The sequence below is a fragment of the Sulfurospirillum deleyianum DSM 6946 genome (assembly GCF_000024885.1).
Lineage (GTDB): Bacteria > Campylobacterota > Campylobacteria > Campylobacterales > Sulfurospirillaceae > Sulfurospirillum > Sulfurospirillum deleyianum.
Genome location: NC_013512.1, coordinates 1,071,832 through 1,087,833, shown reverse-complemented (window position 1 = coordinate 1,087,833; position 16,002 = coordinate 1,071,832). Strand labels below are relative to the sequence as shown.

15 protein-coding genes are annotated in these 16,002 nt (G+C 38.3%); 4 read left to right on the top strand and 11 right to left on the bottom strand.

The window, feature by feature from the left end; genetic code table 11:
• Positions 1 to 99: 99 nt before the first annotated feature.
• Positions 100 to 1,332 carry a dicarboxylate/amino acid:cation symporter gene (locus SDEL_RS05450; protein ID WP_012856850.1) on the top strand — a complete coding sequence of 411 codons (1,233 nt, stop codon included), beginning with the start codon at positions 100 to 102 and terminating at the stop codon, positions 1,330 to 1,332.
• A 94-nt stretch (positions 1,333 to 1,426) separates the two neighbouring features.
• Here SDEL_RS05450 and SDEL_RS05445 read toward each other — a convergent pair whose 3' ends face one another.
• Positions 1,427 to 2,032: a MarC family protein gene (locus tag SDEL_RS05445; RefSeq protein WP_012856849.1), complete on the bottom strand. Its 606-nt coding sequence runs from the start codon at positions 2,030 to 2,032 to the stop codon at positions 1,427 to 1,429.
• Between SDEL_RS05445 and SDEL_RS05440 the strand changes: the two genes are divergently transcribed.
• The 3 genes from SDEL_RS05440 (at position 2,031) to SDEL_RS05430 (ending at position 4,839) form a co-directional block, all read left to right on the top strand.
• On the top strand, positions 2,031 to 2,693 hold the full coding sequence (locus SDEL_RS05440) for a hypothetical protein (RefSeq protein WP_223295848.1): 663 nt from the start codon (positions 2,031 to 2,033) through the stop codon (positions 2,691 to 2,693). The genes SDEL_RS05445 and SDEL_RS05440 overlap by 2 nt on opposite strands.
• Before the next feature lie 68 nt (positions 2,694 to 2,761).
• Complete coding sequence (locus tag SDEL_RS05435) at positions 2,762 to 3,421, top strand: DUF1847 domain-containing protein (protein WP_012856847.1); 660 nt, start codon at positions 2,762 to 2,764, stop codon at positions 3,419 to 3,421.
• Positions 3,422 to 3,462: 41 nt separating this feature from the next.
• Positions 3,463 to 4,839, top strand: a complete 1,377-nt coding sequence (locus SDEL_RS05430; protein WP_012856846.1) for a diguanylate cyclase — start codon at positions 3,463 to 3,465, stop codon at positions 4,837 to 4,839.
• A gap of 169 nt (positions 4,840 to 5,008) precedes the next feature.
• Here the strand turns inward: SDEL_RS05430 and SDEL_RS05425 are convergent, their stop codons facing one another.
• From SDEL_RS05425 to murJ, 10 genes are all read right to left on the bottom strand, one after another.
• Entirely contained in the window at positions 5,009 to 5,686 is a 678-nt protein-coding gene (locus tag SDEL_RS05425; protein ID WP_012856845.1) for a YggS family pyridoxal phosphate-dependent enzyme, read from the bottom strand.
• Positions 5,676 to 6,734: an RIP metalloprotease RseP gene (gene rseP / locus SDEL_RS05420; RefSeq protein ID WP_012856844.1), complete on the bottom strand. Its 1,059-nt coding sequence runs from the start codon at positions 6,732 to 6,734 to the stop codon at positions 5,676 to 5,678. The genes SDEL_RS05425 and rseP overlap by 11 nt, the downstream gene beginning before the upstream one ends.
• Positions 6,734 to 7,276, bottom strand: coding sequence for a CDP-diacylglycerol--glycerol-3-phosphate 3-phosphatidyltransferase (gene pgsA / locus SDEL_RS05415; RefSeq protein WP_012856843.1), 543 nt, complete (start codon positions 7,274 to 7,276; stop codon positions 6,734 to 6,736). Before pgsA ends, rseP begins: the two co-directional genes overlap by 1 nt.
• A complete protein-coding gene (locus SDEL_RS05410; RefSeq protein ID WP_012856842.1) occupies positions 7,273 to 8,040 on the bottom strand; it encodes an enoyl-ACP reductase in 768 nt (255 codons plus the stop codon). The genes pgsA and SDEL_RS05410 overlap by 4 nt, the downstream gene beginning before the upstream one ends.
• Entirely contained in the window at positions 8,040 to 8,933 is an 894-nt protein-coding gene (gene dapA, locus SDEL_RS05405; RefSeq protein ID WP_012856841.1) for a 4-hydroxy-tetrahydrodipicolinate synthase, read from the bottom strand. Before dapA ends, SDEL_RS05410 begins: the two co-directional genes overlap by 1 nt.
• Before the next feature lies 1 nt (position 8,934).
• The gene (locus SDEL_RS05400) at positions 8,935 to 10,236 is read right to left on the bottom strand and encodes a M16 family metallopeptidase (protein ID WP_041666501.1); all 1,302 of its coding nucleotides are present in this window, start codon (positions 10,234 to 10,236) and stop codon (positions 8,935 to 8,937) included.
• Between the two features lie 6 nt (positions 10,237 to 10,242).
• A complete protein-coding gene (locus SDEL_RS05395; RefSeq protein ID WP_012856839.1) occupies positions 10,243 to 11,310 on the bottom strand; it encodes a quinone-dependent dihydroorotate dehydrogenase in 1,068 nt (355 codons plus the stop codon).
• Between the two features lie 69 nt (positions 11,311 to 11,379).
• Positions 11,380 to 13,095, bottom strand: a complete 1,716-nt coding sequence (locus SDEL_RS05390) for an ABC transporter ATP-binding protein (protein ID WP_012856838.1) — start codon at positions 13,093 to 13,095, stop codon at positions 11,380 to 11,382.
• Complete coding sequence (cysS, locus tag SDEL_RS05385; RefSeq protein ID WP_012856837.1) at positions 13,095 to 14,495, bottom strand: cysteine--tRNA ligase; 1,401 nt, start codon at positions 14,493 to 14,495, stop codon at positions 13,095 to 13,097. Before cysS ends, SDEL_RS05390 begins: the two co-directional genes overlap by 1 nt.
• Positions 14,482 to 15,891, bottom strand: coding sequence for a murein biosynthesis integral membrane protein MurJ (murJ, locus tag SDEL_RS05380; protein WP_012856836.1), 1,410 nt, complete (start codon positions 15,889 to 15,891; stop codon positions 14,482 to 14,484). The genes cysS and murJ overlap by 14 nt, the downstream gene beginning before the upstream one ends.
• Positions 15,892 to 16,002: the final 111 nt, after the last annotated feature.

Below are 16,002 nucleotides of genomic sequence, written 5' to 3'. Positions count from 1 at the left end.
TTTGGGTTTCTAAGATAGACTGTTTTCATAACTCTTCTCTTTTTTTTCGAAGGGTTATGAAAACAGTTTGAGAAAAATATTTTACAAAAAGGAAGAAAAATGATGGCATGGTGGAAACACTTAGCGCTTTGGAAGAAGATCTTTATAGGTCTTTGTTTAGGTTTGGTTGTGGGGCTTTTATTTAAGGATGTTGCCTTAATGCTTAAACCTGTGGGGACACTGTTTCTTAATATGATTAAAATGTTGATTGTTCCATTGGTGTTTGTAACGTTGGTAACGGGTATTACATCCATGGAAGATTTGACAAAGATGCGTCGTATTGGTCTTAAAACATTTTCTATCTATTTGGTAACCACAGCGATTGCGGTTGCGATTGGTTTGGCGTTTGGTATTATTTTTGAACCAGGTTCAGGTGTCGCCCTTGCAAATGATGCAACGGTAGCGGCTAAAAAAGCTCCTCCACTCATTGATACGCTTTTAGCGCTGATCCCATCCAATCCAATGGATAGTTTGGTCAAAGGTGATATTTTACAAATTATCGTATTTGCTATCTTTTTGGGTGTTTCGATTAATCTAGCAGGTGAAAAAGGTAAACCTGTTGCGGCATTTTTTGAATCATTTTCAGAGACGATGTTTAAAATGACAGAAATTGTGATCTCCTTTGCACCGATTGGTGTCTTTGGTTTAATGGCATGGGTTTCTGCTTCGTATGGCGTTGATGTGTTAATGAGTCTTGCAAAAGTGATTGCATGTGTGTATGTTGCATCAATCGTTCATATGGCATTTACAATGGGTGGTGCTATCTCTGTTTTTGCACGTTTAAATCCACTTAAGTTTTTCAAAGGGGTTGCGTCTGCACAAACAGTTGCGTTTACAACAACCAGTAGTTCAGGAACCTTGCCTGTGACCACAAGTAACACTATTCACAATTTGGGTGTTTCTAAACCGATTGCGAGTTTTGTATTGCCTTTGGGTGCGACTATCAATATGGACGGAACAGCGATTTATCAAGGTATTTGTGCGATGTTCGTGGCACAAGCGTTTGGTGTTGATTTAGGGTTTGCGGATTATATAACGATTATTTTAACAGCTACGTTAGCCTCTATTGGAACCGCAGGTGTGCCTGGTGCAGGTTTGATTATGCTCTCTTTGGTACTGGCATCTGTTAATCTACCATTAGAAGGTATTGCAATTATTGCGGGAATTGATAGAATCTTAGATATGGCTCGAACGACAGTCAACGTAACAGGTGATGCGATGACCGCAGTCCTTGTTGCGAAAAGTGAAGGCGAGTTGGATGAGAAAATCTACAATCAAGAGAACGTTGAATAAGTTTTAAATCGTTTTACATGTAAGGATTTTTCCTTACATGTAAACCCTCATTTCTTCTTTTTACACACCTTCTTCTGTCTTTGATGGCATATGCTTAGAGTAAAAAGTTTTTAATGCCTGTAAAGATAAGTTGCGCAGCAAGTGCGGCTAAAACAAGACCTGTCACTTTACTTAAAACAATCAGTCCTGTACGTCCAATGAGTCTTTCAATATGTCCTGAGAGGTACAACAGTAAACCAATACTCACAATAGCCCCTAAAAGTGCGCTTGAGCCTAAAAGCATCTCATTGAGCGTGTCAATTTCCGCACCCATAACCATCAGCGCACCCACTGTTCCAGGACCTACCGTTACAGGAATGGCTAAGGGAACAACCGCATGTTTTGAAATATCCGTTTGACACGTCACATCTGCTTTAATCTCTTTTTGAACCAAATCAATCGCTGTTAAAAACAAAAGCGCACCCGCACCAATACGAAACGCATCTAGGGTAATGCCAAAAAGCTCAAAAATATATTTACCAAAAAAAAGAATAATAAAACACGTCATCGAAATAGCCAGTGTTACTTTAATCGCCAACCGTTTTTTATCGCCCTCATCAATTCCCTTAGTCATGGAGAGAAAAATCGTTGTGACAAAAAAAGGTGTCATAATAAAAAAGAATTTGACATAAATAGCAAAAAATGCTGAGAGGTGTATCATGCGTCGCTCCTTAAAAAGCGAGTATTATAGCACTTTTTCAGTTCTACTTTGGCAGAATAAGCCCATGAAAAAAGAGACACTTTACCTTATTGAATACCTTGCAAAAAGCGAGAAAAATCCTTTTTATGCTCGTGTGATAGAGCATTTAACCTCTTGTATGCTTTATTCGCCCTCTAGCCTGACGCAAACACGTTTATCTACCATGATGCATCACTACGGTTTGGAGATTCCAAAGGATGAAAACGATGCCCAAAAAAGGCTAGATGTTGCTTTGGATGCGGTATTGCCTTCATCCTTAAATGAGGGCAAAAAAGCACTTTTTATGACACTTTTAGCCTCTAATTTTCCTAAGAAAAAAGGCTTTCTCACTCTCTCTTTAGAGCTTTTTCTCTCTCAACTTGAGCCTGTGGAAAAAAGTATTTATGAAAATCTTTTGGCGTATGTTTCAGGACTCAATCGAGGTTTAGCCCTCTTTTATGTGTTAGCAAAAGATCAAACAACACCCTTTACGCCAGAGCAGTTAGTCTCTTTAGGCTCCTTTTTACATGTAACTTTATGTCAGCTCATTTTTAATGAAGAAGAGCTTGGGGCTTTAGAAGAGGGTTTAAAATCTCTTATGAGTGTTTATCTGACACTTTATGGCAAATATCTTTACATGTAAGGGAAAATCATCCTTTTTTTATCTTTTGATTGGATTATAATTTTTATTATATTTCATAAAGGATAACCATGAATCAAGAAGAAGAAAAAATGTTAAGTTGTGCTGACTGCGGTACCATTAACTGCCACAAACAGGAGAGTAGCTATCCCAAATTTTGTTTAACCACCCATGTGGATGAAGTGATGCTTGAAGAGTCTATTGCCTGTTATAAAGAGGAGGGAATAGATAGAAATATTGCTATTGCTTCTGCGCAAATTGAAGGAAAATACTACGGAAAACTCACCCGTGTTGAGGAAATTATGGCATTCGCAAGGCGTATTGATGCAAAGAAAATTGGTATTGCTTGTTGTGTAGGCTTGGTGAGTGAAGCCAAACTTTTTACAAAAATTTTAAAAATTAACGGCTTTGATCCTTTTATGGTGGTGTGTAAAGTAGGTTCACGAGACAAAACAGAAATTGGGCTCAAAGAGGAAGAAAAAATTCGCCCAGGAACATTCGAGCCCATGTGCAATCCTATCCTACAAGCCAAATACCTTAATAAAGTTGAAACAGAGCTCAATGTCATTATAGGACTGTGTGTTGGACATGATTCGCAGTTTATGAAATATGCTAAAGCACCGACAACGTATCTGATTGTCAAAGACCGTGTTTTAGGTCACAATCCAGCAGCAGCACTTTACTTAAGTGGTTCGTATTATAAAAGAATGATGACACCAAACGAGTATTAATCGGATATAATAGCTCCATATCTTACGTATATGGGGCGCAGGTGAGAAAGTTACGATGGTGTGGCATATTAGGAATACTCTGGTTACCTTTCTCACTTTTAGGCATTGAGCTTTTGGATGTCGAAAAAGAGTACCTCCAACACCATAAGAGCATTCGGGTGTGTGTTGATCCTGATTGGGCGCCTTTTGAAATGATGGATGAGCACCATCATTACACGGGAATCGGCGCTGATCTTTTATATCTCATCGCAAAGCGCCTTGATATCAGCGTAGAAGTAGTGCCAACAAGCGATTGGGCAGAGAGTATGCGAGCTTCTAGGGAAGGGAAATGTGATATTGTAAGCTTTCTGAATCAAACACCCCTTCGTGATGCATGGCTTTTATTTACAAAACCTCATTTTCGTGATCCTAATGTTTTCATTACACGAGAAGAGCATGATTTTATCTCCGATCTTCATGCTTTAAAAGCAGAGCGCATCGTCTTCCCTTTAGGCACAGCAATGGAAGAGCGCATACGAAAAACATACCCAAATCTTAAGGTTATGACCGTTCACTCAGAAGCCAAAGCTTTTGAGATGGTCTCATCAAAAAAAGCAGATATTGCGATGCGTTCTTTAATTGTGGCTGCGTATACGATTAAAAATGAAGGGATGTTTAATCTCAAAATTGCAGGACAATTTCCTGATTATATCAATGAATTACGAATCGGTGTTATCAAGAGTGAACCTCTTTTACGCGATATTTTAGATAAAGCGATTGTAACAATCAGTGAAGATGAGCGCAGAGAAATTGTCAATAAATATGTTTCGATTAAAGCTCAAACCGTCCATGATTATGATTTGATTGTTAAATTGATTTTAGGATTTATAGCGCTTGGTATGATTTTTTTATGGCGTTATCTTGAGCTTAGAAAATACAATTTAGAGTTACTTTATCTCTCCGAAACAGACCTATTGACAAAAATTTACAATCGTATGAAAATCGAAAAGCTTTTACTGACTTTAACACAAGAAGCGCATCAAAAACGAACATTCCTTTGTGTTTTACTGTTGGATATTGACCATTTTAAAAAGGTCAATGATACCTTTGGACATCCCATAGGAGATCAGGTATTGATTCAAATGGCAACACTCATAAAGATATCACTCAGAGAAGGAGATTTTCTTGGGCGTTGGGGTGGTGAAGAATTTTTAATGATTTGTCCAAACACTTCACTAGAAGAGGGGTTTAAGATTGGTGAGCGTCTTCAAGAGTGCGTGAAAAAAGCAGAGTTTCCTACACAACAACACCACACCGTAAGCATTGGTGTTGCGATGTTACATGAAGAAGAGAGTGCGTATGATGTGATTGTTCGAGCTGATAATGCTCTGTATCATGCTAAAAAAAGTGGTAGAAATAACGTTTGTGTCTCTTCGTAAACACTAAAAAGGAGTGTTTTTGCTCCTTTTTTATTAGAGTTCTTACAGAACTCTAAACACGCCTTTAAAGCAAAGCTCTAAAGACTACGCTAACACTGGGTTTTCTTTGGCAGAAGGCCCACGCACCCTTGGTGCTTTTTCTTCTTGCAAAATGATTTTTACAAGAAGTTTATTTAAATAACAGACTTCCCAATCGAACCATATTTGATCCACACGCAATCGCCAGTTCAAAATCATTACTCATACCCATGGAACAGTATTTCGCCCCTTTGTTTTGCAAAGATTCAAAGAGTTTATGGGTGGCTTCAAAGCTTTTTTGAATAGCCTTTGTATCCTCACTGTGCGCACCAATACTCATGACACCTTTAAGCTGAATGTGTTTACATGTAAGGCTAATTTGCTCATAAATCTCCAACGCTTCCTCAGAAAGCACACCCGCTTTTTGCTCTTCGTAAGCACTGTTGATTTGTAAAAGCGCAGACATCGTTTTACTTTTTACATGTAAACGTTTATCGATCTCTTGTGCCAGTTCTAAAGAACTGAGTGAGTGCATTAAAAAAGGGTCTAAATCAATGAGTTGATTGATTTTATTGGTTTGTAAGCGCCCAATAAAATGCCACTCTAAAGGAAGATGCGAGAGTGCATGGACTTTATCGCTCATATCTTGAATTTTATTTTCACCAAAACTACGTTGCCCAATCTCATACATGGCTTCAATCATCTGCGGTGTTGCGCTTTTACTGGCGGCAACAATTTTGACGATGTGATGACCACTGACACCCAAACGTGCTTTTTCAATGCGATTTAAAATCGCATCAAAGGTTCTTTCAAAAGAGTTAGTTTCCATGGATTAACCTGTCGATATCATTGTAAATGGTAAAAGTCATAAGGCTTAAAAGTAAAGCCCATCCTGCCATTGTTAAAGAGGTAAAGAGTGCCTCACTGGGTTTTTTACGTGTCACAAGTTCGTATGCATTAAAGACAATATGTCCGCCATCTAATGCGGGAATAGGTAAAAGGTTAAATACCCCTAAATTGACAGAAATCAGTGCTGTCAGGGTAAAAAGTGCGATGAGTCCAGCGTCACTGGCATCCGATGTCACTTTTACAATACTAATAATTCCTCCCATCTCTTTAGGAGAGACAACACCTTCTATCAGCTTTTGAAGTCCTGTGATAATCAGCGTTGTTGCTTTTAGCGTTTGCTCATAAGCAAATTGTGGTAATTCACTCACGCCATAGGTGAGGGTGATAGTCTGTCCATTGGGGGCAATGCCTAACATCTTCTTTTGGATGGTTTCACCAAACATGGTTGTTGATTCGCTGATTTTAGGAAGAATAGAGAATGTATGCACCGCACCTTGTCGCTCTACTTTAATCGTAATAGCCTCTTGGCTTTTTTGAATCAAAGTACTCACATCTTCCCATGCACGAATCAATACACCATTGATCATGACGATACGGTCATTTTCCATCAATCCTGCTTCAAAAGCTGCTGAGTTTTCAACAATTTTACCAATGGTAGGAGCGTATTTGGTTACACCCATAGCCCCAATCGCTAGGTATAAGAAAAAGGCCAATAAGAAATTTGCGAAAGGACCTGCTAGAAGAATAACGATGCGCTTCCACGGTGATTGAATGCTATAACTATCGGTATCAGTACTTGTTTTTTTCGGGTCACTATCGTCTTGACCTTTCATTTGAACATAACCGCCAAGGGGAATTAACGAGAAACAATACTCTGTTTTACCAATGACTTTAGAGAAGACTTTTTTTCCAAACCCAATGCTAAAAACTTCTACATGTACCCCAAAAAAACGTGCGGCTAAAAAATGTCCTAATTCATGAAAAAAAATCAAAAAAGAGAGGACGAGAAGAGATGTAAGTGTACCCATTATTTGACCTCTTTTTTGGTATATCCAATAATATATTCATAGCCTGAATAGAGTGTTAGTGCCACTGCAATCCATAAAAGAAGCTCTGCAAATGGCCAATTCATCAGTAAAAAACCAATGGCAATCATCTGAAGAACCGTTTTGACTTTACCTGCCATACTGGCTGCAATATCTTTGCCTTCACTCACTGCCGCAACACGAAGTCCTGTGATAAAAAATTCACGGGTTAAAATAAGAAAAATCGCCCAAGGATTGGCTCTATCAATCATCATTAAGCCAAGAAAAGCAGCTAGTGTGAGCATTTTATCCGCAAGGGGGTCTAAGATAGCGCCTAATTGCGTCTTTTGGTTCCAATTTCGAGCGATGTATCCATCAAAAAAGTCTGTTGCACTCGCAAGGACAAAAATCAACGCCGCAAAATAGTCCAACCAGCTTACATGTAATCCTTCAAAAAAAATCGAATCTCGATTGACAAGAAAAATAAACATTAAAGGTGCCATCCCAATACGAAGGGAGGCTAAAAAGTTTGGAAGGTTCATCATTTAAAGGTTGTACCACCATCAATGAGCATGGTGTGTCCCGTAATCCAAGAGGCTTTTTCAGAACAGAGAAACAAACATGCACCTGCTAAGTCTTGCGGTTGTCCCATACGCCCTAGTGGTGAAAGTTTAGCGGTGACATCACGGACTTCCTCATAATTCGTAAAGGCACGTAGGGCATCCGTTTCAATAGGCCCGCCACTAACGGCATTAACACGAATACCCTTGCAACCAAGTTCTGCGGCTGCGTAACGAACCATCGTCTCAACCGCTGCTTTTGCCGTACCATGACCCGCATAATTTTCAATGTAAACCAAATTACCTGTGGATGAAAGGGAAATAATACTTCCTCCTCCCACTTTTTCCATACGTTTGGTAGCTTCTTGAGCACCCACAACAAACGCATTAACGGTAGCGGTAAAAATATTGTTAATACCTCTTGGTTTTAACTTCATAAATTTAGTGTAACCGCCAACGACGGGGCGACCTGAAATAATGGCGTTAGAGATGAAAAAATCGACACGATCAAAATCGTTATCAATCTCTAAAAAGAGGTCTTTATAGGTTTCTGGTTCTAAAATATTAAGAGGATAAGCTTTGGCTTTAATGCCAAAATTTTCTTCTAAATCTTTAACTTGCTCATGTGCTAATGCTTCATTGGAATTATAGGTAAACGCAATATTTACGCCCTCACGAGCAAATTCATAGACAATCGCTTTTCCGATACCTCTCGTACCGCCACTAATAACAAGCGTTTTTCCTCTCATCAAAATCCTTTAATAGTATATTTTTTAAGTGTATTTTCAATACGTTTCATATTTTCAACGGTGGGTGCACAGAGTGGTAAACGATACTCTAAGGTATCTAATAACCCAGCGATATACATCGCCGCTTTAATTGGAATAGGGTTACTCTCACAAAAGAGAATTTTATTGATTTCATAAAGTGAATCATTAATCGCTTTTGCGCCATGATAATCCCCCTCAAGCGCTAAATGAGTCAACTCTGAGATTTGGTCTGGTAATATATTTGATGTCACAGAGATAACCCCTGAGCCGCCATTGGAAAGAATAGGGTAGTTAATGGCATCATCACCGCTAAAAACAGAAAGTTTAGGTTGATGCGCCAGTAAATCAACACAACGATCAATTGAACCAGTTGCCTCTTTAACCCCAAAAATATTCTGACACGCATCAAAGAGTCTAAAAATAGTATCAGGAAGTAAATCACATCCTGTACGCCCAGGTACATTGTAGAGTAAAACAGGGATATCAACCGAATCGGCAATCGCTTTGTAGTGTAAAAAGAGCCCTTCTTGTGTCGGTTTATTGTAATAAGGTGTCACCGATAAAATGCCATGTGCTCCGTGTGCTTGAGCAAATTTTGCTAAGCCAATCGCTTCGTGGGTTGCATTGCTTCCCGCTCCTGCTAAAACTTTGACATTGCTTTTAGAGCAGACATCTACCGCAATTTCAATACAACGTCGATGTTCATCATGGTCTAAAGTCGCACTTTCTCCTGTTGTCCCAACGGGAACAACCACATCAATACCATTTTTAATTTGCCGCTCAATGAGTTTCGCATACTGTACTTCATCTAAATTACCATTTTTAAAGGGTGTGACAAGCGCAGTCATAGCGCCTTGTAAGCAGTGTTGCATCTTAATAATCCTTTCGTAAAATCACAGTGGTTGATGTCTGTGGTATTAAATATTTTTTGACAACCTCAATAATATCTTTTTTGGTCAGTTTTTGGATACCCTCTTCATAATGAAGCAATGGGGCGATATCCCCTTTTGCATAATAGGAACCAAAAAGCGTTGCCAGCTCACTAGAACTCTCTAAATTATGGATAAAGTCAGCTTTTGTATTGATTTTTATTTTTTCGATTTCTTTTTCATCCACATCCCCTTTTTTGAGGCTTTCAATTACGGCTAAAATCTCTTTTTCAACATCTTCAGCCTTTACGCCAGGGTTACAAACCGCTAAGAAAAGAAAAACGGAGGGATCTTTGGTTTGCATAGCATAGCCATAGACTTGATTTACCAGTTGCTTTTCATCAATTAAAATGCGTTGCAATCGACTGCTTTTACCACTACTAAGAAGTTCGCTCAATGCGGAAAGCGCAATTTGGTCTTCGTGTTTAAAATCTGGAATTTTATAAGCAATCGCTACCATCTCAACTTCACTCTCTTTTTTAAGCATCACCCGTTTTGCACCATCTTGTTGGGGTTCAATTTGATGGTGCGGGGTAGGGAGTTCATTGCTATTTTTAATTCCACCAAAATAGGTCTCAACGTTTTTAAAAACAAGTTCTGGGGTAATATCTCCTGCAACCACAACGATGGCATTGGCTGGTTGATAATACTTGGAGTGAAAACTACGGATATCTTCTATTGTCCAATTTTTAATATCGTCTTTAAACCCAATCGGTGTCCAATGATAAGGGTGATAGGTAAAAGCGTTATTGAAAAGTCTAAAATAGAGATAACCAATCGGTGAGTTATCGGTTCGCCACAAACGCTCTTCTAAGACAACATTGCGTTCAGGTTGAAACTCTTCATCAGAGAGTCTTAAATTTTGCATCAGTTCTGCAAAAAGTTCTAAGGACTTTGGAAGGTTTTTAGAAGAACTTTTAATAAAATAATGGGTATAGTCAAAACCTGTGGAAGCGTTATTGACCCCACCAAATCCTTTGACAATTTCATCAAACTCACCTGATTTAAGGTTTTTGGTTGATTTGAAATTGAGGTGTTCTAACATATGGGCAATACCACTTTTACCCATAATTTCATTACCACTACCAACTTTGTAATAGATATCTGTCGTGATGACATCACTGTTATTATTCATGGGAATCACAACGACTTGAAGACCATTGTCTAAAGTTTTTGTGACATACTTTGGAAGAGAACTAGCCATTAATGCTCCTAAAAATGTTAAAAAAAGTAGTAAAAATTTCATCATCTATCATCTCCTATCGCATCCTATTACTTCACTGATGTGATGGAATCCATCACGTTCCATACGCTCTAAAATGCCTAAATTTATCGTTCGGTTAAGGGAGGGACCTTTAAAAATAAACGCAGAATAAATCTGAAGTAAACTAGCCCCTGCTTTGAGTCTTCGATAGGCTTCTTCTGCTGAATCAATACCTCCCACAGAAATAAGCGTTGTTTTTCCAAAAAACTCTTTGGCAATGCCTTCAAACATCCTAAAACTTTTTTCACAGAGTACTTTGCCGCTAATGCCACCAAAATCTTTAGCGTTTGGCAACAGGGAATAGTCAATGGTTGTGTTGGTCGCAACAATGCCTTTTGCTCCATTTTCAAGAGCACATGAACAGAGCTCTATCGCCTCTTTTATCTCTAAATCAGGAGCGATTTTTAGTAAAACAGGTTTACATGTAAGCTCTTTTGCCATCATAAAAAGCTCTTTAATAAACGCTTCATTTTGTAAATCACGCAGTCCTGGTGTATTCGGAGAAGAGATATTAACAACCAAAAAATCACTGACATCTTTAAAACGCTTGATGAGCTTCTCATAATCTTTTAACGCATTTTCCGCACTGGTGATTTTGTTTTTGCCAATATTGGCAGCTAAAGGCGTTGCAAAAGGGTAGAGTGATTCTAAACGTTTGGCAATTTTATGCATACCTTCGTTATTAAATCCCATCGCATTTTGAATCGATTCTTCCTCAGGAAAACGAAAACAACGTGGTTTTGCATTGCCACTTTGAGGCTCTGGCGTCATGGTGCCATACTCAATATGTCCAAAACCAAGCGCTGTAAGCATTTTAATCATTGTGGCATTTTTATCAAATCCTGCGGCTAAGCCAATAGGGTTGTGAAAAGTACGATCAAAAAGTGTTTGTTCCAAGCGTTTATCGTGTATAAAAAAGCGTTCTGCTAAAGGGGCAAGAATAAAAGGCGCATAGTTTGCTCCATGTTTAAAGAAAAATTCTGCAATGTTATGTGCCGTTTCAGGCGAGAAATTGAACATTATTTTCTTCATCAATCCATAGCAATCAACCATCATCTCTTTCCTTTGTATAAAGTATGCGATTATACTCCACAAAAGATAAAAGATGGTTGATTTTAGGCGTTTTTAGTGCTGAAGACCTTTTAGATTTAAGTACTCTTTTGAGTTTTGTAGAAGCTCTTCATCGCTTCCCATCGCACAAATTTTCCCATGTTTAAGCAAGATAATTTTGTTAGCTTTTTTAATGGTTGAGAGGCGATGTGCAATGACAAAGGTGATTTTATCTTTGATAAGATTTTCGATGGCTTGTGTGATTTTTTGTTCACTTTGAGAATCCAACGCCGAGGTTGCTTCATCTAAAATAAGCACTTGAGGGTTGGTATAAATCGCTCGTGCGATGGCGATACGTTGTCTTTGTCCTCCTGAGAGATTGGTTCCAAATTCATCTAAATGTGTCCAAATTCCCTCAGGTAATGTTTGGACAAAATCATACGCATTGGCTTTTTCAAGCGCATCAATCACTTTTGTTTCATCTATTTCTTTACCATAAGCTACATTAGCAGCAATACTATCATGAAAAATATAGACTCGTTGTGTCACCATGGCAACGTTTTCTCGAAGCTCTTTTAAAGATATCTCTTTAAGATTGTGCCCATTGATATAAATTGTGCCAGAAGAGGGGTCATAAAAACGCATGAGCATATTCATAAGGGAACTTTTTCCTCCACCACTATCTCCAATAAGCGCAATCATCTCTCCTGCTTTTGCTTCAAGCTTAACCTCATGAAGCGCTTGTTTTTCTCCATAAAAGAGAGAAACATCGTCAAAAGAAATGGTAGTAATTTTTTCAGGCATTTTTTCATTGCCACTTTGAATAGTCGATGTTTGGTCAAGTAAGAAGAAGATACGCTCACTTGCGACTAAGGCATCTTGCATTTTATTGTACAGTGAAGAGATTTTTTTAATGGGTGTATAAAGCATAAAAAGGGCTGTTAGAAACGAGAAAAAAGAGCCCACACTTAAACTTCCATCAATGACTTCATTACCACCTACAATCACCACAACCGCAACACCAATAGCACCAATCGTTTCCATCAATGGACTCACCAGTTCATTAACACGGACTGATTTCATCGTGAGTTTAAAGTAACGTTCATTATCGTTTTTAAAAAGTGAGTGTTCGTAGTTTTGTGCATTATTGGCTTGAATAATCTCAATATTATTAAAAATTTCACTGAGTTTTGCCGTAATATCTGAAATCTTCTCTTGCGACGCTTTTGAGATTTTTTTCATTCTTTTGGCTAATCTACTAAGTGGATAAATAGCCAAAGGCATGATAATCAGTGCAAAAAAGGCGAGTTTGGGACTTTGATAAATCACCACGCCCATCAATCCAAAAATCGTAAAAGTCTCTCGTAAAAATTCAGGAATCAAACTAGAAACAACAGCACGTATACGTTCTACGTCACTCGTGTTACGGCTAATTAGTTCACCTGTTCGATAGGTGTGAAAAAAAGAGAGGTCTAACGAGAGAAGATTTTCTAAGATATTTTCACGCAATCGCTTAATGATATGCTGTCCAATATAGGCAGTGGAGCATGCTTGAAGGTATTTTCCTCCCTCTTTAGCGGCATAAACGACAATAATCGCATAGGGCAGTAACGAGAGCATTTCTCTGTCTTTATTGATAAAAATTTCATCCAACAAAGGTTTCACCAAATACGCAGAAGCAGCTGTTCCGCTACTGGCTAAAACCATTCCAATCACAACCAAAATAAACGTGGGAATATAATCTTTATAAAACGGTATAAAACGCTTAAGCACATCTTTAAGGCTGTACATTAAAGGCTCACCTTTTCCCATTGTGTACCATTGACCGTATCCATGAGTTGAATCTGTTTGGCTTCTAATTTATGACGAATTTCATCAGCCGTTGCAAAATCTTTTGCTTTTTTTGCCTCAGCTCTTTGGTTTAGTAATCTCTCTATTGCTATTTTTTCTTCTTCGCTCACGCCCATTTGAAAATAGTGATAAGGATTGTAAAGCCCAATGCCTAAGAGAGCCTCTATCCATTGTAAATTCGCACAAGTTATCGCCTTAAACGCTTTATCTTTCGGATTGGCATCGAGCATTTCATTGGCATAGGAGAGCATTTCATCTAAACTGGCTAAGGCTTTTGAAATATTCAAATCATCACTTAACGCTTCAAGCATAGTTTCCTTAAAGCTTGAAGAAGCTTCACTAGGGGTGGTTTCAAAAACTCTTTTTTTAAGACGGTAAAGTTTGTCTAAACGTTTTTTGGTATTCAGTAAATCCTCTTCCGCAAAGTTAAAATTGGCTCGGTAGTGCGTTGCTAAGAGGTAAAAGCGAAGCACTTCCCCACTGTAAATAGCAAGGGCATCTTTTAAGAAAAAGCTATTGCCTAAAGATTTACTCATTTTTTCACCGCTGATGGTTACAAAACCATTATGCATCCAGTATTTGGCAAGTTCTTGATGGCTTTTGCATCTGGTTTGCGCGGCTTCATTTTCATGATGAGGAAAGAGCAAATCAGCGCCACCTGCATGAATATCAATTTGAAAATCACCGTCGCTTGCAAGATGTTTTTCTATCATCGCCGAACATTCAATGTGCCATCCTGGACGACCTATTCCAAAAGGAGCAGGGTAGGAGGGTTCATTCTCTTTAGAGAATTTCCACAGAGCAAAATCTTTTTGATCTTTTTTCTCTTCTTTTTGTTCAACTCTGGCTTGAGAAGCCTCTTCTTCTACGAAGCGATGGCTTAAGCTTAAATATTTGCTATCTTTGGATGTGTCAAAGTAAATGCCATCACTGGTAGCATACGCAACCTTTTGTTGAAGCATAGAATCAATAAACGCAATGATCTCACCAATGGTCTCTGTCGCCTTGGGTTCAATGTCCGCATCGTTTACATGTAAAGCATGCATCTCTGCTTTATAACGCTCAATATAATACGTTGTAATCACCTCAAGAGATTTCCCACTCTCATGCATTTTCTTAATGATTTTGTCATCAATATCCGTAAAATTTTTTACAAAAGTAACGTCATACCCTAAGGCTATTAAAACACGACGCAACAGATCAAAAGCAATCGCACTTCTTGCATGTCCCAAATGGGCATCATCATAAACCGTGGGTCCACAAACATACAGTTTAACCTTGTTCTCTTCGATGGGGATAAAGTTAACTTTTTGTTTTTGTACCGAATCATAAATAAACATAAATCAGTTCCTTTGCGTAGCTTAAAAGACCCCATTCCACTAAAAGCAGAAGAAGTAAAATAATCAGTTTTTTATCAAATAGTATAGCAAAAAAGGCTTTGAAGCCAAACGAGCGGAGTGTAAAAAAGAGTAATATCAGTGCAGAGAGTGATCCTGCAAGAGCCAACCCCGCTGCACCCATGGGTTTAATCAGGGCAAATGAAAAAATGAGATTAGCGCTTAGTGCATACATCGCAATAATGGCTGCCTCTTTTTGTCGCATTTGCGCATACAACCACAAAGAAAAGAGTTTTGCAAGTCCAAAAGGAATCAGTCCTATCATATACATGGCAAGAATCCATCCTGTTTGGGTTGTATCATCCCTTGTAAAAGAACCATATTCAAATAAAAGCCGCACTATTTCATGGCTGAGCATATACCCGCCTAGCGTTGAAAGTGCCAATAAAAAGATAAGTATCCAAAAGCCTTGAGAGAGAAGTTTCGATGCGTCTGCTTCGTTTTTGGCTTTGAGTAAACGTGTCATTTTAGGGAAAATCCCTGTTGTAAGCGCAATGGCAAAGAGTGCTAAAGGGAGCTGAAAAATACGGTTACCATAGTAGAGATAACTGATACTTCCTGTCACCAAAAAACTTGCGAGGGTTGTATCGACAAAAGAGACAATTTGTGGCGTAGAATTTCCAATAATCGCATGCCAAAAAGAACGATTAAAGGTTGTCTCTGTTTTACGTAGGATTTCATCTTGTTTATGACGATGTTTAAATCCCAACATCAATAATTTGCATAAATGCTCTTTTTTTAAAGCAATGAGATGGGCAATCACTTGCAATACACCACCGAGTAAAACACCATAACTCAAAGCATAAACGATGGTTTTAGCATCAGCGTTTTGAAATAAGAGCAAAGCGCCTATCATCCCAAGGTTCAGTAACGCAGTAGAAAAAGCAGTGACGGCAAAGTGATGTTTGTACTGAAGTAAAGAGCCAAAGAGCGTGACACAAAAAATAAGGGGTAAATAGTAAAAATTAATGGCTACAAAAGGTGCACAAAGCGCTATGGTTTCTTTATCAAAACCAAAAGCAATGATTTTGGCGAAAAATTCACTAAAAAGCGTTACAATAAGTGAAAAGAAGAGTAAAAACAAAAGGAAACGAATAAAAATTTTATAGGTAAAAAGCGCTTTGTGCGGTGTTTGAACAAAACTTGGAATGAAACTTTGTGTAAAAGCGCCTTCTGCAAAAATACGACGAAAGAGATTGGGAAATTTAAAAGCAACAAAGAAGATGTCACTGTAGATATTCGCCCCTAAAATAGAGGCGCTGAGCATATCTCGAATAAAACCAAAAATACGTGATACGAGTGTTCCAATACTGTTTGTAAAAAATGATTTAATAAGCATGTTGAATTGTAGCAAAATATGGTTTAAACGAAATTTTTATCTATTTTTCGTTACTATACCAACCCTAATGTTTATAGCGAATGGGTCGATATTTTAGGCAGAACGTTTTAA